Origin of the sequence: Algoriphagus pacificus (assembly GCF_017254845.1) — a bacterium.
Lineage (GTDB): Bacteria > Bacteroidota > Bacteroidia > Cytophagales > Cyclobacteriaceae > Algoriphagus > Algoriphagus pacificus.
In genome coordinates, this window is the sequence record NZ_JAFKCU010000002.1 from 1,193,167 (window position 1) to 1,209,788 (window position 16,622).

Below are 16,622 nucleotides of genomic sequence, written 5' to 3' on the forward strand. Positions count from 1 at the left end.
TCGAACAGGTTTATGAGCGATTTTGAAACAAATTTCATTTTTAACCCCAAATCAAACGACTGGGGAGCTGAAGATTACATAAAATATCCCAACCGAGCAATGAATTTTGGAGATGGGGTTTTTGAATCTATGGTATTTTCCGATGGAAAGATTAGATTTTTAGAGAAGCATGACGCCAGATTAAGAGCAGGGTTAAAAGTATTAGGATTGTTGGAAGACAGGATCAATATCCAAAAATTGGAAGCATTTCTCCTTGAAAAGTATGGCTCCAAAAAATGTCGGGTACGATGGAATGTCTTTCGGGCGAAATCCGGAACATACACACCTCAAACTCAAGAAACTCTTCAAACAATCCATATTAAAGAGTATGCTACTCCTGTTGGAGTTAAAGAGCAGGCCTATATTTCCACAAGAATCAAATTGTTTCCAAATGCTTGGAGTCATGCCAAAACTTTGAATGCCTTACCTTATGTATTGGCCAATCAAGAAAGATTGGAAAAGGATATGGATGAAGTTATTTTAATGGATCATCGGGGATTTATTGCAGAGGCTGGTTCATCCAATATTTTTTGGAAAATCGGAGCAGACATTTTTACACCTTCTTTAAAGTGCTCCTGTATTGCTGGAGTAGGGAGGGCAGTTATTCTTGAATCTTTAAATACCATGGGGATAGAAATTCAACAAGGCTCTTTTTTACCTGAACATTTGGCAAAAGCCAGCACAGTTTGGGTGTCTAATGCAATGGGAATAAGCTATTTAAAAAAAATAGGTGAGGTAGAATATGCCATTGAACCACTTCCATTTTTAGAAAAGCTATTTAAATAGCATCAGAATCAGAATAATTTATTTTTAGACCTTTGAATGAAAGTCTTATATTTATCGCCTTGTCTTTTATTAAGGCAAGATGAAATAAATATTAAGCCCAAACATCAACCTATTCCCTTATGCTCTTAGAACCCTTAGACCTGATTGTTTTTGTAGGCTACTGTCTGCTCATCATCGGGATGGGCCTTTTTGTATCCCGTGAAAAGAAAGGCCACGTTAAAAACTCCTCAGATTATTTCTTGGCATCCAAAGCGCTCCCTTGGTGGGCAGTAGGTGCATCCTTAATTGCTTCCAATATTTCTGCGGAACAGTTCATCGGAATGTCTGGATCTGGCTTTGCCATGGGATTAGCGATCTCAACATATGAATGGATGGCTGCTGCTACTTTGCTGGTTGTAGCGATCTTTTTCTTGCCAGTTTATATCAAAAAAGGCATTTATACCATGCCAGGATTTTTGCTGGATAGATATGACACCCGTGTCAGAACTACCATGGCGATCTTCTGGCTTCTATTATATGTATTTGTGAACTTGACCTCAGTCCTTTATTTAGGAGCATTGAGTTTGAATACCATTCTGGATGTACCCATGGGTTATGGGATAGCTGGTTTGGCCATGTTTGCAATGATTTATTCCATCTATGGAGGTTTGAAAGCGGTAGCTTGGACAGATGTTGTTCAGGTTGTTTTCTTGGTCGCAGGTGGATTGGCCACAACTTACATTGCTCTTCAAATGGTAGGGTCTGGAAATGCTTGGGATGGATTAAGTCTACTAAGACAAGAAGTTCCTGGTCACTTTTCCATGATTTTCTCTAAAGGAGAGATGATGATTCCAGATGGAGCAGGTGGAGAAAGAGATGCCTATTTAGATCTTCCTGGTATTTCTGTGCTGGTAGGTGGTATGTGGATTACAAACTTGAGTTATTGGGGTTTCAACCAATACATCACGCAGAGAGCTTTAGCTGCCAAAAACCTTGACGAAGCTCAAAAAGGGATGATTTTCGCAGGCTTTTTAAAGTTATTGATGCCTTTGATCGTGGTGATTCCAGGTATTGCTGCATGGGTTATTGTGAAAAATGGTATTGATGTGAGTTTTATGGAGTCTATGAAAGACCCTGCAACTTCCTTGATCAAATCAGATAGAGCATATCCTACCTTACTTCAATTGTTGCCAGTAGGTCTGAAAGGTTTGGCTTTCGCAGCTTTGACCGCAGCCATTGTATCTTCTTTGGCATCTATGGCGAATAGTACTTCTACTATCTTTACCATGGATATTTATCAGAAATATTTCAGCAAAGGAGCTTCTGAAACAAAACAGGTGAGAGTTGGTAGAATCACAGCGATGGTCGCCTTTGTGGTGGCAGCAATCGTAGCACCAGCCTTGGGTCAATTAGATCAGGCATTCCAGTTTATTCAGGAATATACTGGCTTTATCAGTCCAGGGGTATTTGCAATTTTCTTCTTTGGTGTATTCTGGAAAAAAACTACCTCCAATGCAGCCCTTACAGCTGCGGCATTAAGTATTCCATTATCTGTGGTACTTAAAATCGGATTGCCAGACCTTCCATTTATTGATAGAATGGGTGTGGTATTCCTGATTTTGGCTGCATTGATGATTATCATCAGTTTGGTTGAAGGAAAAGGTAAAGACCATCCAAATAGTATTGAGATCAACAAAGATCTATTTAAGACCAGTACCGCATTTAAGATTGGTGCATTTTTGATTGCTGGAATCACAGCTGCACTTTACATCGTATTCTGGTAAAAAAACAGCGTAATGAGAAGATTATTATTAGGATTAGATATAGGAAGTTCTTCTATCAAAGCGTCTCTTTTGGATGCAGACACTGGAAAAGCCATAGTAGCCAAGGCATTTCCAGAAGAAGAGATGGAAATAAAATCTCCCCAGACTGGTTGGGCCGAGCAGGATCCGGAAACCTGGTGGAAATACATTAAACAAGCCAGTAAATTTGTACTTGGCAAGGCTGATGTAAAGAAGGGCGAACTCAAAGGAATCGGCATAGCCTATCAAATGCACGGTTTGGTTTTGGTCGATAAGGATCAAAATGTGTTGAGGCCATCAATTATCTGGTGTGATAGCCGGGCAGTTGGTATTGGTGAAAAAGCTTTTAAAGATCTTGGTCAAGATTATTGCTTGCCACATCTTCTTAACTCACCTGGAAATTTTACAGCCTCTAAGCTTCGATGGGTGATCGAAAATGAACCTGAAGTTGCTTCCAAGATTCACAAAATTATGCTTCCTGGGGATTTCATAGCAATGAAATTAACAGGAGAAATCTTGACATCTGAAACAGGACTTTCAGAAGGGATTTTCTGGGATTTCAAAGAAAATGGAGTCAGCAAAAAAGTGCTGGATAACTATAATATTCCTTTGGAATGGCTTCCAGAAGCAGTTCCTTCTTATTCTATCCAAGGAAAAGTAACTTCTCAATCTTCTGAAGTGACGGGAATAGAAGCTGGTGTACCTGTTTCATATCGAGCTGGTGATCAGCCAAATAATGCATTTTCACTTCAAGTATTGAAGCCAGGAGAATTGGCTACTACTGCTGGTACATCAGGAACTGTTTATGGTGTATGTGATACCCCATTGTATGATCCTCAATCCAGAGTCAATACCTTTGTGCACGTAAACCATACCAAAGAAAACCCATCTTATGGGGTTTTACTTTGCGTGAATGGAACCGGAATTCTCAATAGCTGGATTAAGAAAGTGATGGGAGCCGGTAAAATTGATTACGATGAAATGAATAACCTGGGAAGTGCTGCTCCTATTGGTTCGGATGGGTTGACATTTATCCCATTTGGAAACGGAGCAGAACGAATCATGCAAAATAAACCAGTTGGAGCGCATTTACTTGGCTTGGACTTATTGAAGCATGATAAAAAGCATATGATTCGTGCAGCCCAAGAAGGAATCGTTTCAGCGCTTACATTCGGTTTTAGAATCATGCAGGACATGGGAATGGATCTCAAGACTGTAAAAGCCGGAAAAGCAAATATGTTCTTAAGTCCAATCTTCAGAAAAACCTTTGTTCATATGAACAAGGTGGTTTTGGAACTCTATGATACCGATGGAGCACAAGGTGCTGCCAGAGGAGCTGGTATCGGTGTGGGTTTGTTTAAAACTGAAGGTGAGGCTTTCGAAGGTCTGGAATTATTGGAGACCCTAGAGCCAAACCAACATTTTTATGAACCTTACGAAGAAGTCTATTCCCATTGGAAAAACCAATTGGAGCAGATTCAAAAATTAAGAGTATAATCGCGGCATTAAACCTATTGTATTAACCTAAAATAAATTACCATGTCAAAATTATTTTTCCCTTCGATAGACAAAATTCCTTTTGAGGGAAAGGATAGCGATAATCCGATGGCATTCCGCTATTACGATGAAAACCGCATTATCGCGGGGAAGACTATGAAGGAACACTTCAAGTTTTCTATCGCTTACTGGCACTCTTTCTGTGGAACCGGTGGAGATCCGTTCGGTCCTGGAACGATCGTTCATCCTTGGGATGCATCTCCTGATCCAATCCAAAGAGCAAAAGATAAAATGGATGCTGCTTTCGAGTTTATCACTAAAATCGGAGCGCCGTACTATTGTTTCCACGATGTCGATTTGATCGACGAAGGAAAAGATATCGCAGAATACGAAGAGAGAATGAAAATCATCGTGGAGTATGCTAAGCAAAAGCAGGCAGAAACAGGTGTAAAATTACTTTGGGGTACTGCCAATGTCTTCAGTAATCCTCGCTACATGAATGGTGCATCTACCAACCCTGATTTTGATGTTTTGGCTTATGCTGCAACACAAGTGAAGAATTCAATTGATGCAACGATCGCTTTGGGCGGTGAAAATTATGTGTTCTGGGGAGGAAGAGAAGGTTACATGTCTTTGTTAAATACTGACATGAAGCGTGAGACAGAACACTTGGCCAAGTTCCTTACTATGGCTAGAGATTACGCTAGAAAAAATGGTTTCAAAGGTACTTTCTTCATCGAACCAAAACCAATGGAGCCAACCAAGCATCAATATGATTACGATGCAGCTACAGTAATCGGCTTCTTGAGACATTATGGTTTGGATAAGGATTTCAAATTGAACTTGGAAGTTAACCATGCAACCTTAGCGGGTCACACATTCCAGCATGAACTTCAAGTGGCTGCAGATGCAGGAATGCTTGGAAGTATTGATGCAAATAGAGGTGACTACCAAAACGGTTGGGATACTGACCAGTTTGCTATGAACCTTCAGGAAATGACAGAAGCAATGTTGGTTATTCTAAATTCTGACGGTCTGCAAGGTGGTGGAGTAAACTTCGATGCAAAAATCAGAAGAAACTCAACCGATCCTGAAGATTTGTTCTTGGCACATATCGGAAGTATGGATGCTTTTGCAAGAGGTATGCTGATAGCTCAGGATATTTTGGACAAATCTGATTACTTGGAAAGAAGAAAGAACAGATATGCAAGCTATGATTCCGGAAAAGGTAAAGCTTTTGAAGAAGGTTCTTTGACTTTAGAAGATCTTCGTAATTACGCTGCTGAAAATGGCGAGCCTGCAAAAACTAGCGGTAAGCAAGAATATTTCGAAAATCTATTGAATAGATTTATTTAATATCAACCGTATTTTAATGATTAACAGCCTGGTGAATTATTTCATCAGGCTGTTTTGTTATGGACATGTCATTATTTTTCAGCAATTTTCTGACAAATACCCAAAGCCTATGAAACGATACTTAATCCTAATTATCCTCCTGGCAACCTTTGCCTGCGATTCAGATAAGTTTGAATCAGAAGTAATTCTCCCTAAAATTTTTGAAGAGGGCATGGTGATCCAAAGAGATCAGAAAATCCACGTCTGGGGAAAGGGAATTCCATCTGAAAAAGTGAGAGTCTCCATCGATGGACTGATGGGAAGTACAGAGGTGGAACCAGATAGTACTTGGTCAATTATGTTGCCTAAATCGTCTGCTGGAGGGCCTTATACCTTGGAAGTCAATCAAAAGAAAATTGCAGATGTTTATGTCGGTGATGTTTGGCTGGCTGGTGGTCAATCCAACATGGAATGGGCATTAAAGTCTGCAGTTATTGGAGCTGAAAAAGAATTTGTGGAAGGTGGATTTCCTGAAATAAGATTCTTTAAAGTTCCGCAATCCTATAGTGCAGAACCACTTGATGATGTCGTAGGTGGAGAGTGGAAAGTGGCTAATCCAGAAAATATGCCCAATTTTTCTGCCGTAGCCTGGTTCTTCGCTAAAAGAAATCATATTGAAAAAGATGTCCCTGTTGGCATAATTGAATCTAACTGGGGAGGAACTCCAGCTGAAGGCTGGACTGAAGCTTCTGTACTTGCGGGAATGAAAGCGTCTTATTCCGAAGAGGCAAAGGATATCATGGAAAACGCAGCTAAATGGCAAAATGAAGTTGAGGAAAATGAAAAAAGAAAGGAGTTACGAAATAAACTAGTAACAGGTCCTGATTCCTTAACCGCGATCGAAGTGGCTGGAATAGAGTATAATGATTCGAATTGGAGGACTATTAACCTTCCTGAATCAAATCCATTACAACATATTGCTTGGTTGCGTAAAGAATTTACTGCTTCTGGAAATGAAGGAGCCATGCTTCATTTACCCAATATCGATCAAATGGCTTACTTATACTTGAATGGAAAGCCATTGTATTATAAAGATTGGGGTAAACCAATGGTCGACCTTGAAATTCCAGCATCAGCCTTAAATGAGGGTATGAATGTTTTGACTGTTCGTGTGATAAATACATGGAACAATCAACCAGTTTTAGGAGCAAAAGGCGAAATGTATTTGACTCAAGGAGCGAAAAAAATCTCCCTAGAAGGAACATGGAAGTATTCTAATGATATTATAGAACCCATGTTGCCAAATGTTGAAAGGTTAAATTGGAAGCCGGGGATGATGTTTAATGCCATGATCCAACCCATTACAGGATACCCGATCAAAGGAGCAATCTGGTATCAAGGAGAAAGTAATGCGGGAAGAGCAAATGAATATCAGGAGTTATTTTCTGCTATGATTACTAATTGGCGACAGCATTGGAATATTGGTGAGTTCCCATTCCTCTTTGTTCAGTTGGCCAATTTTATGGAAAGGAAATCTCCGCATCCTGATAGTGATTGGGCGTTTTTAAGAGACGCACAAACCCAGACCTTGACTGTTCCAAACACAGGGATGGCGGTAATTATTGATATTGGGGAGGCTGGAGATATCCATCCGAAAAACAAAAAAGATGTCGGAGAAAGACTTTGGCTACAAGCTAGAAAAGTAGCTTACCAAGAAGATCTTGTTGCCTCAGGGCCAGTAATTGAAAGTGCTAGTGCAGAAGAAGGAAAGATTGTAGTCACGTTTGGGTCTGTAGGAGAGGGGCTTGAATTATCCGATGGTGCGGGAGTTGTCAAGGGTTTCATTATTGCTGATTCCAGAGGAAATTTCCTGGACGTAGAAGGTAAAATTTCAGGAAAGAATGAAGTGGTTTTCGAAACTTCAATAAACAATCCGAGCGAAATACGGTATGCTTGGGCAGATAATCCAGAAGTGAATTTGATCAACAGTATTAAGCTTCCGGCAGCACCTTTTCGTTATAGTTTTGAAAATGAATAATAAAAAAGGCCTCTGATTCAGAAGCCTTTTTTATTTAGTTTCCATTTATAGAATTGAGCTCTTCTTCCATTTCGTTCAATTCATTCACTTTTTGTTGAAAGTCTGCCCTGGACGGTACTTTGGCCACATTTTCTAGAAAATCGATCGTTTTAAAAAGAACTCCTTCCCAATCTTTCGAAGTAATAGAACTCCCAATCACATGATCTCCGGCTTCTGGAAAAGCCTCTTTTCTCTTCAAGGCATCAGGTGTTCCTAATTCCTCATACATATTTAGCATTTCTGGAACGGACACTACAAAGTCTTGTTCTTCTTCACTTTTATAATAGTAGCCTAAAAATAAGGGTTGGTGGATTTTGGAATAAGTTTGCTTATTCATCATGCTATACATAAGCACTGCCAAACTTTCGTATCCGTTGATATGATAGTCTTCAGACCAATACAAAGCCTTTTCCCCGGTTCTATTTTGGTGAATTACCTTGTCATCCATCATAGTCCAAATCATAAGTTGCTGGGCCCAAGGAGTAAAGAATGCTTCCAGTTTATTTCCATTATCCCGTATCGCTGGAGAGTATACTACCACAGCTTTGATGGTAGGTTGCTGGCTGGCAAGAAGCAGCGTTAGAGCGCCTCCCATTGAAGTTCCTACAACGATAACTGAATCACCTAAACTTTGGCCCATTTGAAAAGCTTCTCCAGCTGCGTCGGCTAAAGCCTGAGCAGATAAATATTCCATTCCATTGGCTCTTTTAATCCCATGTTCTGGAAGCCTTGTTACAAATAAATTGGCCCCAAAATGTGCTGCCAGGAACCTGTGAACAGGATCTCCTTCCATTGGACTTGCCCCAAATCCATGAATGTATACTATCGAATAAGGCGTTTTTCTTTTGTTTGTACTGTCAGCCCAAACAATATAAGCTTCGTTATCAGGCTTCAAACCTACAACAGTGTCTTCCCTTTCATTCACATAGCTTTGGATTTCCTGAACTCTGGTTGGTACTTCCGGAAAATTGATAGTCAATTGTTTTTTTTTGACATTTGGTCCAAGCATATACAGAATCGCCAGAACCATGGCTCCAGTAAAGATTCCAAGAAATATTTTACGCAACATGTGGTTTAGTTAGTTTTTAAGTAGGGTGAACTTGAATCAACAGAAACATTGGTTCCATCTTTTAAGAAAAGAAAGGTTCGGGTTTTTAGCTGTTGGTAATTTTCAGGTACAATGTTAAGCGTTGCTCCTAAATAAATGGATAAGTTATCAAACTGCCTAAATCTGTTTAAAGTTGTCTCGGAGTTGACTTTTAGCAAATAGGAAATATCTGTTCCAACCGGCAAACCATTGAAAGGAGCCAATAGTGTGACAGCGATGTTGGAAATGTTTTTAAAATTATATGATTGAATACAGGTCAGTGCCATTGCGCGACCCGGAAGGTTTCCGATAAAGCCTTCGGTATTCAATTGAGGAACAAGCTCAAAATTGAAAGAAAAATCTTTCAGAGCAACGGTGTCCTGATCTGTAGCAAAGCTGGACCCTTTGTAAGGACTGTAAGTGATTTTGATATCAGTGGCGTTCACTGTTTTGGCTGCGGGACAGGAGTTGAAAGGGTCTGAATCCAGTTGATCCACACAGGAGCCAAAGACCAAAACCAACAAATAAATATGGGATAGGAATAAAGTTGCCAAAACTCCTTTTTTCATACCAGATAACTTATTTTTCATCTTTTCCACAAATAAAAATAGCAATCTTAATTTAAGTTCTAATTAAAATCAGATTTGATATTATTTTGAAAGACTTTATGTAGCATTGCACTTGATTGCTACGTAATTGTAATAACACAAGAAATTTAATGACCATGAAAAAAATCATTTTTATCGGCCTTCTGTTTTTTAGCCTTGGAACTCTATTCGCCCAGGAAAAACTGCCTACTAAATCTGTTTATTTAGAGCTCGGAGGTCCTGGATTGCCGTATAGTTTTAATTATGATTTTAGATTTAATCAGGAAAAAGTTGATTCTTGGGGAATGAGACTTGGCTTTGGAGGCTTTGCGATGGATGGAGAGTCATTTTTCTCTCTCCCAGTAATGGCAAACAGGCTTATGGGAAAAGGCCCTCATTATTTTGAAATCGGCTTAGGGGCTACCTTTTTTGCATTCAAGCAGAGACAATATGATTATGGATATTGTACCAATTGCGTGACTGATTATGATTACAATTTTATTTTAGATGTGGATGGCTCACCAAGTGTGATGGGAACTATGAATTTTGGATATAGAAAAGTTCCTGTCGATGGCGGGTTTATGTGGAAGATAAACATCAATCCAATCTTTAATAACAATGGTTTTTGGCCATTGTATGCAGGAGTAGGTTTTGGATATGCTTTTTAAACTTTCCCCTCTATAGTTCAAATCCATAATCCCTCTCCACAAGGCAGATCCTAGTTTTATAGGCAGAATACCATTTTTCCCTTCCTTTTTTTTGAGCAAGTAAGTGGTCAGATTGTTTTTTCCAGTTTTTAATGGATTCGAGATCTTTCCAATAGCTCACAGTAATCCCAATGCTTTCTCGGGCAGATTCATGCCCTAAATACCCGGGTTGGAGCTCTGCCAAACGCACCATTTCAGCCGCAGTTTCCTGGTATTTTTCTTCGATTTCTGTCCTTAAGCTGGTGAAAATAACTGCGTAATAAGGGGTTTGTGGAGTTGAAGCGATCATTTTTACAAATTTTAACTAGGGGTAAAACCGGTTTGAGTTGTCTAGATAGAAACGATGTAAAACTAAACCAAAAAACTGTTCTAAATGACTCCAAAGCAAGATTTTGTGTTTGAAATAATGATTTCAAAGCAAAGAGGGGATCTATCCCCACCCGCACTAAAGGTCTCAGATTCAATCAATAAGAATTGACCTAAATCAAGAAAATTTAATTTCTAAAACAGGCGCTGGAAAAACACCGTACATTTGTATGCATGCAGCGCTTTCTAAATTTATTATTAAAATAAAATTTTAAAATCTGCATAAAATGAAGTTCAAAAGGAATTTATTAAAAGTATTTGCTGTATTAGCAGTAGTATCTATTCAGGGCTTGTTTAGCTCATGTGATACTGAGTTGGAGGTAGTCCAAACAATTAATGAGGAATTCGCTGGAATAAACCAGATTGAAATTGAATCAGGTTTCTTGGATGTAATCTATCGAGGTGATGCTTCCATGACGACTGTTCAATTGGATGCTTTATTGGAATCGAATAGATCAGGAAGATATCAGATAGACTACCGAGAGGAACCAGGAAAACTCATTATTGAATTGGATCAAAGAAATCTAGGCGTTACAGGTAGAACGAGAGGTTACATTTATTTGACTGGACCTTTAGAAATGGAAATGGATGTCGAAGTTGGTTCTGGAAAAGGAACCGTTTCAAATGTATCCGGAGATCAAATGGATTTTTCTGCAGGTTCAGGAAGATTAGTCGTTCAAGATGTTTCAGGGAATTCTATTAAGATAAATGCTGGTTCAGGAGACTTGGATCTAGTAAACTTAGAGGGAAATACTACTATTGAAATTGGGTCTGGAAGAGTTTCTTTAAACAATTTATTAGGTGATATTTCAATAAATGGATCTTCAGGTAGCTATAAAATCCGAGGTGTAGAAGGAATGTTACATGCGAAGTTGAGCTCAGGAAATATGGATTTGTCAGAAATCGATCAACTGGGAAAACTTGAAGTTTCATCTGGTAGAATCAATGCAGTTAATTCTGGCCTTAGTGGATTATCTAAGTTTAATGCATCTTCCGGAAATATCAGAATTCAAACATTTTCATCACTTAATGGATTTAACTATAACCTTCAGGCCGGAAGTGGAAAAGTAAGCGTGGGAGACAGTTCTTCCAGCGGGAATTTAAAGATAGATAATGGTTCTCCTTATACCGTGTCTGGTGTTGTCTCTAGTGGCAACATTGAAATAAGGAATTAGTGAAAAGTTGTTCACAATCACCTTAGCCCCGATAGTTTCGGGGCTTTTTTTATGGTTGCCTACCGAAAGTCTACTTAATTTAAAAATGAAATAATCATATTTAATAATAGTTTTATATTATTCATTTATTTTTTGATTAGATATTTTCTTAAATATGTTTTTTAATGAACACAAATGCCTTATTTTTAAGGTCATAACTGTTTTGATATTTTACTTTACATATACCTAATTTTTAAACTTAAACTTTTATTATCATGGGAAGTCTTACCGTAACCCAATTAAAGTCCATCCAAAATGGCAACAGCTTAAAATCAAAAGTAACTGCGATGCAAGCCGCAAGGTTTGATCGAAAAAACATCGCACAAGTTCTAAAAGCTTCTGAAGAAACGAGTGAATCAGATCTGGTTTTAACTTCAAAAGCTATTCTTTTGAGAAGTCAAAATGGTGACTTTGAAGAAGGATTTGAACTAGCAACTTGGTCTGTCAAAGCAAAACCGGCCTCCAGAAAAGTAGTGGTAAAGAGTTTTTTGCAAAACAAACAAGCTCCTTTGTTAGTGCATCACATGGCTCGGATGAAGCGAGCGGATGCAAAGAATTTGATGAAAGATTATTTTTCTGAAGGAGGTAACATCAAGGATATTGCAGAATGGCTTAGTGTGGCGGGAAATATATTGAAAACAGGAGTTGTGCCCGATGAAACAGACGGATTATGGGGTTGGGTCAAAGATGCAGTGGGTACTGTGGTCGATGCGGTTGTTGGTGCAATTAATACTGTGGCGGATGCGATAAAAGAAGCTGGAAAGAATCTAGCAGAGGCAATTTCAGCTGTGGTTTCTTGGACCCAAAGTAAAATCAATGATTTTGTAGAGGCGATAATTCGGGCGGGCAAATCCGTCATTCAAATTATGAATGAAGCAGTGAAAAAGGGAACTGCGGCAATTCAAAAATTTATTCAGGCAGTCATAGAAGCTGGCAAAAAGGGAATTGAAATCCTTAATTGGGCCATTTCTCAAGCTGAAGCCATTTTAAAAACTGCTTTGACAAAATTAGAGCAATTGTTAGGCTCATTTACTTCTTTATTGTTTGAGATAGCTAAAATGGCTACTTCTAGAATTTTTGCAGTTGTAAAAGCTCTTTTGAGTGCAGGAAAGTCTGTTCTTGATTTCGTTTCAAGGCTGGATAGAATTTCTTACAGTATTGCAAAGCAAATTGTTCAGGAAATAAAGAGAGTGGGAAGATCGATTCGTGAAATCATGAATGCAGTCATTAACCGATCAAGATACATTGCTAGAGTGGTTTTGGATGCTTTGAAATCTTTGGGTAATTCTATCAGGACAATTTTGGCCGAAGTAGTTAATAAGACGATCAATCAGCTTTCTGTTATAATTGGCGCTTTAAAAGATCTAGCAATTTCACTTGCCCAGATTTTAGATGAGATAGCCAAGTTTACTTTGGCACAAGCTAAAAAGCTAATGATGGCATTAAGAATTATCTGGACTCAGGTAAAAGAGATTTTGGAGTTTATAGCAAGAAAGACTGAGTCTGTGATCAGAACATTAATGGCTGCATTTATTGGCACATTGATTCACATCAAAGAAGTGGTCAGAACAATTGTTGAAGATGTCAGAGCTGCATTTAGAGAAGGCCTGATCAAAGGTCTAATTCAAATTGGGAAATCAGCAGTAACCTTGATGGTAGAAGCTTTAAAAATAAGCGCTTCTGTAGCCGCTGTTTTATTTGCGATTTTGATGGATGTTTTTGGTTCTCATAGAGGCCTGAATGCCAAAGAGAGAGCAGAAGCAGAAAAAGTCTTCGGAATTTCAATTGATTTGGATCAGGTTCAACTGACTACTGCAAGTTTTCCTGCAGACTTTATCATGTGGCTAAATAAAAACCGTCCATTTACCACGATGTATGTGATCAATTATAAGTCAGGTACAACGCTGCCAATGGATACCTTGATCCATGAACTTGTTCATGTTTGGCAGGCTGTGAATTCTGGAGGAGTATATATGTTAGAAGCCTTGCATTCACAATTCTTTGGTAAAGGATATAATCTTTCGGAAGCAGATATCAGAAATGCCAATGGAAAGCTTTTGAATTTGGAAAGAGAACAACAGGCAGTTTTGGTGGAAGATTATTGGAAAGCTAAATTCAATGGCGAAAGAATTCCAATTGCTTTGGACCTAATTGAACCTCTTGCAAAACAAGTTTATAAGGCTAAGTTTAAGTTTGGAACGTTTACCTTGAAAGATTTGGAATTTGTCACAAGACCGACATTGGTATTAAGTAATTAATAAGTCTATATGAACTATGCGATCATCATCCCTGAATCATGGCTTGATGACTTAATGAAAAGTAAAGCTGGATGGATCAATTTTCCATCCAGCTGTTTTTTTATCTATCATCAAGAATTAGATCTTACTAGGCTTAAAGCGAACCCTTCCATCAAACTGCAGCTTTCAGAAAATAATATAGCAGCAGTTTTATGGATCTTGCCTAGAAAATTTTCTGACAAAAAACATCAAAAAAAGTGGCCTAAATTGATTCAGAAAAGTAAATCCCAGGTCTTTGTCAATTCTTTAATTTTTGCTGATTCATGGAATGATTGCTCTATACTATTTGAACAATATTTTAATTCAGTTGATAAATACTATAACCGGACCTCAGTAAGTTGCCAGTATGAACCAGCATATACTACGTTGCTAGGCGACTGGGATAAATCTGGAGCTTTATCCTTTCATCCGGGGGACTTTTTTAAAGAAGAGTTTTTAGAAGAAATAAAGAGAATGTCAGGTAACTGGGTTTATTTTGGTCATGGAGAAGGTGATCGCTTAAGGGGGTATGGACATTTGGAAAAACTTGAATTATTACAGAATGGACCATCGAAACCGCTTAACTCCACTCTGTGGTTTACCTGCTCAACCCTCCAAGAAAAAAAAGGATCTAGTCTTGCTTTTAGTTGGTTCAGCGAAAACAACACTTTTTGCTTATTAGCCAGTGCCCATAAAGTTAAAACTGTTGAAAATCAGGCAATTTCTAGTTCCTGGTTAGATGTGATTCTAAATGAGAAGGAATTGACAATTGCCGATATTCTTTTGAAAATTTACTCGAAAGCCCCAGACTTTTTCAGTCCAATTTTAAACCAATACCAACTATTGGGATTTCCATGGGTGAAAATGGGAATCTAAATTTTATTATCTAATCTCTATCACGGGCTCTGCTTTCAGATATCCTAAGGACTGTAAAAACTCATCTGATGCTTGAAGTGTCTTTTTATAATTTTCAAAATTGGAGTAATTAAAAAATCCATGTGGTTGATCTTCGTATAATTTTAGATCACATCTACTTCCCACTTTTTCCATTACCATTTGATAATATTCAGCAGTAATCACCGGGATAAGTCGATCCTTTGTTCCCAGCATAAAAAGAGTAGGAGGAGCTCCTACTCTGATGTTGTGTATAGGAGAAAATTTAGCGTATGCTTCACCGATTCTTTCAAAGCCATAGCCACCGGGACCGTTATCTATTACTGGGTTAAACAATATCAAAGCATTGGGAACAGCACTTACATCCAATGCATCGGTGCCTTCGTCAAAACCTTGACTCAAAGCAGTAGCTGCTGCCAAATGGCCTCCAGCAGAACCTCCAGCAGCAATAATTTTATGTGGGTCTATTTGAAAATCCGAGGCGTGGGTTCTTACATATCGAATGGCAGATTTAGCATCTTTAAGTGACTCAAAAGGAGATGTTTGGTGTATGTTTTTGACCCTATAATCAACCAAAAAACAGACAATTCCACGTTTAGCAAAATAAGCTGCCTGAGGAGCAAACTGTTGTCTACTTCCTCCAACCCATCCACCACCAAAGAAAAATACCAAAGCTGGATATTCTTTGTTATCCTCCAAGTTCTCAGGATAAATCACCTCCATAAACAATTGGGTGGTATCCACATCTTTATATAGAATCAACTCCTGAGCAAGACCAATTTTAAAAGCAGAACAAAAGCAGCAAAGAATCAGAAAAGTTTTGGAATTCATAAAGGGGCTTAATTATTAATGATGGTCTGAATTTGCATAATGCTCTTTGATCAGGTCTTTTCCAAAATCTCCATCAAAATCTCTCCAAACCGTATGGATGTGGTTTGAATTAGACTGGGTATTATCAAACTCAATCAAAAATGATTTTCCTTGAACCCTATAATAATGCCCTTGTCCTAATTGAGTTGCACCTGCCCAGCCAAAACGGATTTCCCCTAATTCTTCTTCTTGAATGTTTTTCATCCTTGCTTTTGCAAGCTCATCAGGCATGGTTGCTAAATATTCATCAATCAGGCTTAAGAATACCTCTTGTTGCGTTGCGTTCAATTCACTGTATTTGATTCCAACCGGTGCTAAAGGATCTACATCGATCGAGTTTCTTGTCACAATTTCATTGATCGAATTTTCCTGAAAAACCGCCAAGGCTTTCTGATCCTGATTTAATGAATTGATTAATTGAAATCCCAAATCTTCTTCTCTATCCAATGTTCTTTCTCCTTTTCTTGGACCTGATGGGATCATAGCAGGGTTGGCACCCAGAAACCTTGGAGCAATGGATTGGACACCATTCAATACAGTGAAATTTAATGAAATATGATGCCCTTCAAATGACCAAGACCAAAGACTATCGCTTTCAGGGTTGCCATAGAAAGCGACAGAATATTTTTCAGGGTCTCGCATGACCGAATCACCTGAAATTTCACGAAGTACATTTTCCAGATCAATGATTCTTTTTGCCTTTGAATAGCCGGTTTCGGAAAGGGAAGATTCGATCAACTCATGCAAGAGCTTTTGCTGATTCATATCCAATTCTGCCAAAGAAATACCCGCTCGGGGAAACATACTGCTTGGTACATAGTGCCATCGAGTTTTAGTCGAATCATTAAATGAAAACATTGCTTTTTCCTTCTGATCCTGTCGCAATGAATCCAAAAATTTAGTAGCTGGATTAGACTGGAAGAAAATAAATGCAAGAAAAATGCAGGAAAAAATCAGTAGACCTAGTAAAACAATTTTTTTCATGATGATCTATTTAAGTTTAGAAAAATGAATATTTCTGAAACAAAATAGGACTTTTTGAAATAGAAATTAGAATTATTACTAGGTAAGGTTCAGTTTATTTCTCAGAAATGATTAATAGAAGT

General features: G+C 38.4%; 14 protein-coding genes. 9 read left to right on the forward strand and 5 right to left on the reverse strand.

What is annotated here, in order from left to right; all coding sequences use genetic code 11:
* The first annotated feature begins 12 nt into the window (after positions 1-12).
* From J0A69_RS11900 to J0A69_RS11920, 5 genes are all read left to right on the forward strand, one after another.
* Positions 13-825, forward strand: a complete 813-nt coding sequence (locus J0A69_RS11900; RefSeq protein ID WP_206586773.1) for an aminotransferase class IV — start codon at positions 13-15, stop codon at positions 823-825.
* A 119-nt stretch (positions 826-944) separates the two neighbouring features.
* Entirely contained in the window at positions 945-2,588 is a 1,644-nt protein-coding gene (locus J0A69_RS11905) for a sodium/sugar symporter (protein WP_206586774.1), read from the forward strand.
* Positions 2,589-2,600: 12 nt separating this feature from the next.
* Positions 2,601-4,103 carry a xylulokinase gene (locus J0A69_RS11910; protein WP_206586775.1) on the forward strand — a complete coding sequence of 501 codons (1,503 nt, stop codon included), beginning with the start codon at positions 2,601-2,603 and terminating at the stop codon, positions 4,101-4,103.
* 42 nt (positions 4,104-4,145) lie between these two features.
* Positions 4,146-5,459: a xylose isomerase gene (gene xylA / locus J0A69_RS11915; protein ID WP_206586776.1), complete on the forward strand. Its 1,314-nt coding sequence runs from the start codon at positions 4,146-4,148 to the stop codon at positions 5,457-5,459.
* A 109-nt stretch (positions 5,460-5,568) separates the two neighbouring features.
* Positions 5,569-7,476 carry a sialate O-acetylesterase gene (locus tag J0A69_RS11920; protein ID WP_206586777.1) on the forward strand — a complete coding sequence of 636 codons (1,908 nt, stop codon included), beginning with the start codon at positions 5,569-5,571 and terminating at the stop codon, positions 7,474-7,476.
* Between the two features lie 34 nt (positions 7,477-7,510).
* On the opposite strand, the gene J0A69_RS11925 is transcribed toward J0A69_RS11920, so the two are convergent.
* Both J0A69_RS11925 and J0A69_RS11930 read right to left on the reverse strand, forming a co-directional pair.
* Positions 7,511-8,584 (reverse strand): alpha/beta hydrolase, encoded by a 1,074-nt coding sequence (locus J0A69_RS11925; RefSeq protein ID WP_206586778.1) that lies wholly within the window; start codon positions 8,582-8,584, stop codon positions 7,511-7,513.
* Between the two features lie 5 nt (positions 8,585-8,589).
* Positions 8,590-9,192 carry a hypothetical protein gene (locus tag J0A69_RS11930; RefSeq protein WP_206586779.1) on the reverse strand — a complete coding sequence of 201 codons (603 nt, stop codon included), beginning with the start codon at positions 9,190-9,192 and terminating at the stop codon, positions 8,590-8,592.
* A 134-nt stretch (positions 9,193-9,326) separates the two neighbouring features.
* Between J0A69_RS11930 and J0A69_RS11935 the strand changes: the two genes are divergently transcribed.
* Positions 9,327-9,857 carry a hypothetical protein gene (locus J0A69_RS11935; RefSeq protein ID WP_206586780.1) on the forward strand — a complete coding sequence of 177 codons (531 nt, stop codon included), beginning with the start codon at positions 9,327-9,329 and terminating at the stop codon, positions 9,855-9,857.
* A gap of 10 nt (positions 9,858-9,867) precedes the next feature.
* Here the strand turns inward: J0A69_RS11935 and J0A69_RS11940 are convergent, their stop codons facing one another.
* The gene (locus tag J0A69_RS11940) at positions 9,868-10,185 is read right to left on the reverse strand and encodes an antibiotic biosynthesis monooxygenase family protein (RefSeq protein ID WP_206586781.1); all 318 of its coding nucleotides are present in this window, start codon (positions 10,183-10,185) and stop codon (positions 9,868-9,870) included.
* A 304-nt stretch (positions 10,186-10,489) separates the two neighbouring features.
* On the opposite strand from J0A69_RS11940, the gene J0A69_RS11945 reads away from it, so the two are divergent.
* The 3 genes from J0A69_RS11945 to J0A69_RS11955 all read left to right on the forward strand — a co-directional run bounded on the left by J0A69_RS11945 (position 10,490) and on the right by J0A69_RS11955 (position 14,628).
* Positions 10,490-11,437, forward strand: a complete 948-nt coding sequence (locus J0A69_RS11945) for a DUF4097 family beta strand repeat-containing protein (protein ID WP_206586782.1) — start codon at positions 10,490-10,492, stop codon at positions 11,435-11,437.
* A gap of 254 nt (positions 11,438-11,691) precedes the next feature.
* Positions 11,692-13,734 (forward strand): hypothetical protein, encoded by a 2,043-nt coding sequence (locus J0A69_RS11950; protein WP_206586783.1) that lies wholly within the window; start codon positions 11,692-11,694, stop codon positions 13,732-13,734.
* Positions 13,735-13,743: 9 nt separating this feature from the next.
* Positions 13,744-14,628 carry a hypothetical protein gene (locus J0A69_RS11955; protein WP_206586784.1) on the forward strand — a complete coding sequence of 295 codons (885 nt, stop codon included), beginning with the start codon at positions 13,744-13,746 and terminating at the stop codon, positions 14,626-14,628.
* A gap of 6 nt (positions 14,629-14,634) precedes the next feature.
* Here the strand turns inward: J0A69_RS11955 and J0A69_RS11960 are convergent, their stop codons facing one another.
* Both J0A69_RS11960 and J0A69_RS11965 read right to left on the reverse strand, forming a co-directional pair.
* Positions 14,635-15,477, reverse strand: a complete 843-nt coding sequence (locus J0A69_RS11960) for an alpha/beta hydrolase (protein ID WP_206586785.1) — start codon at positions 15,475-15,477, stop codon at positions 14,635-14,637.
* A gap of 15 nt (positions 15,478-15,492) precedes the next feature.
* Positions 15,493-16,500: a DUF3500 domain-containing protein gene (locus J0A69_RS11965; RefSeq protein ID WP_206586786.1), complete on the reverse strand. Its 1,008-nt coding sequence runs from the start codon at positions 16,498-16,500 to the stop codon at positions 15,493-15,495.
* Between the last annotated feature and the right edge of the window lie 122 nt (positions 16,501-16,622).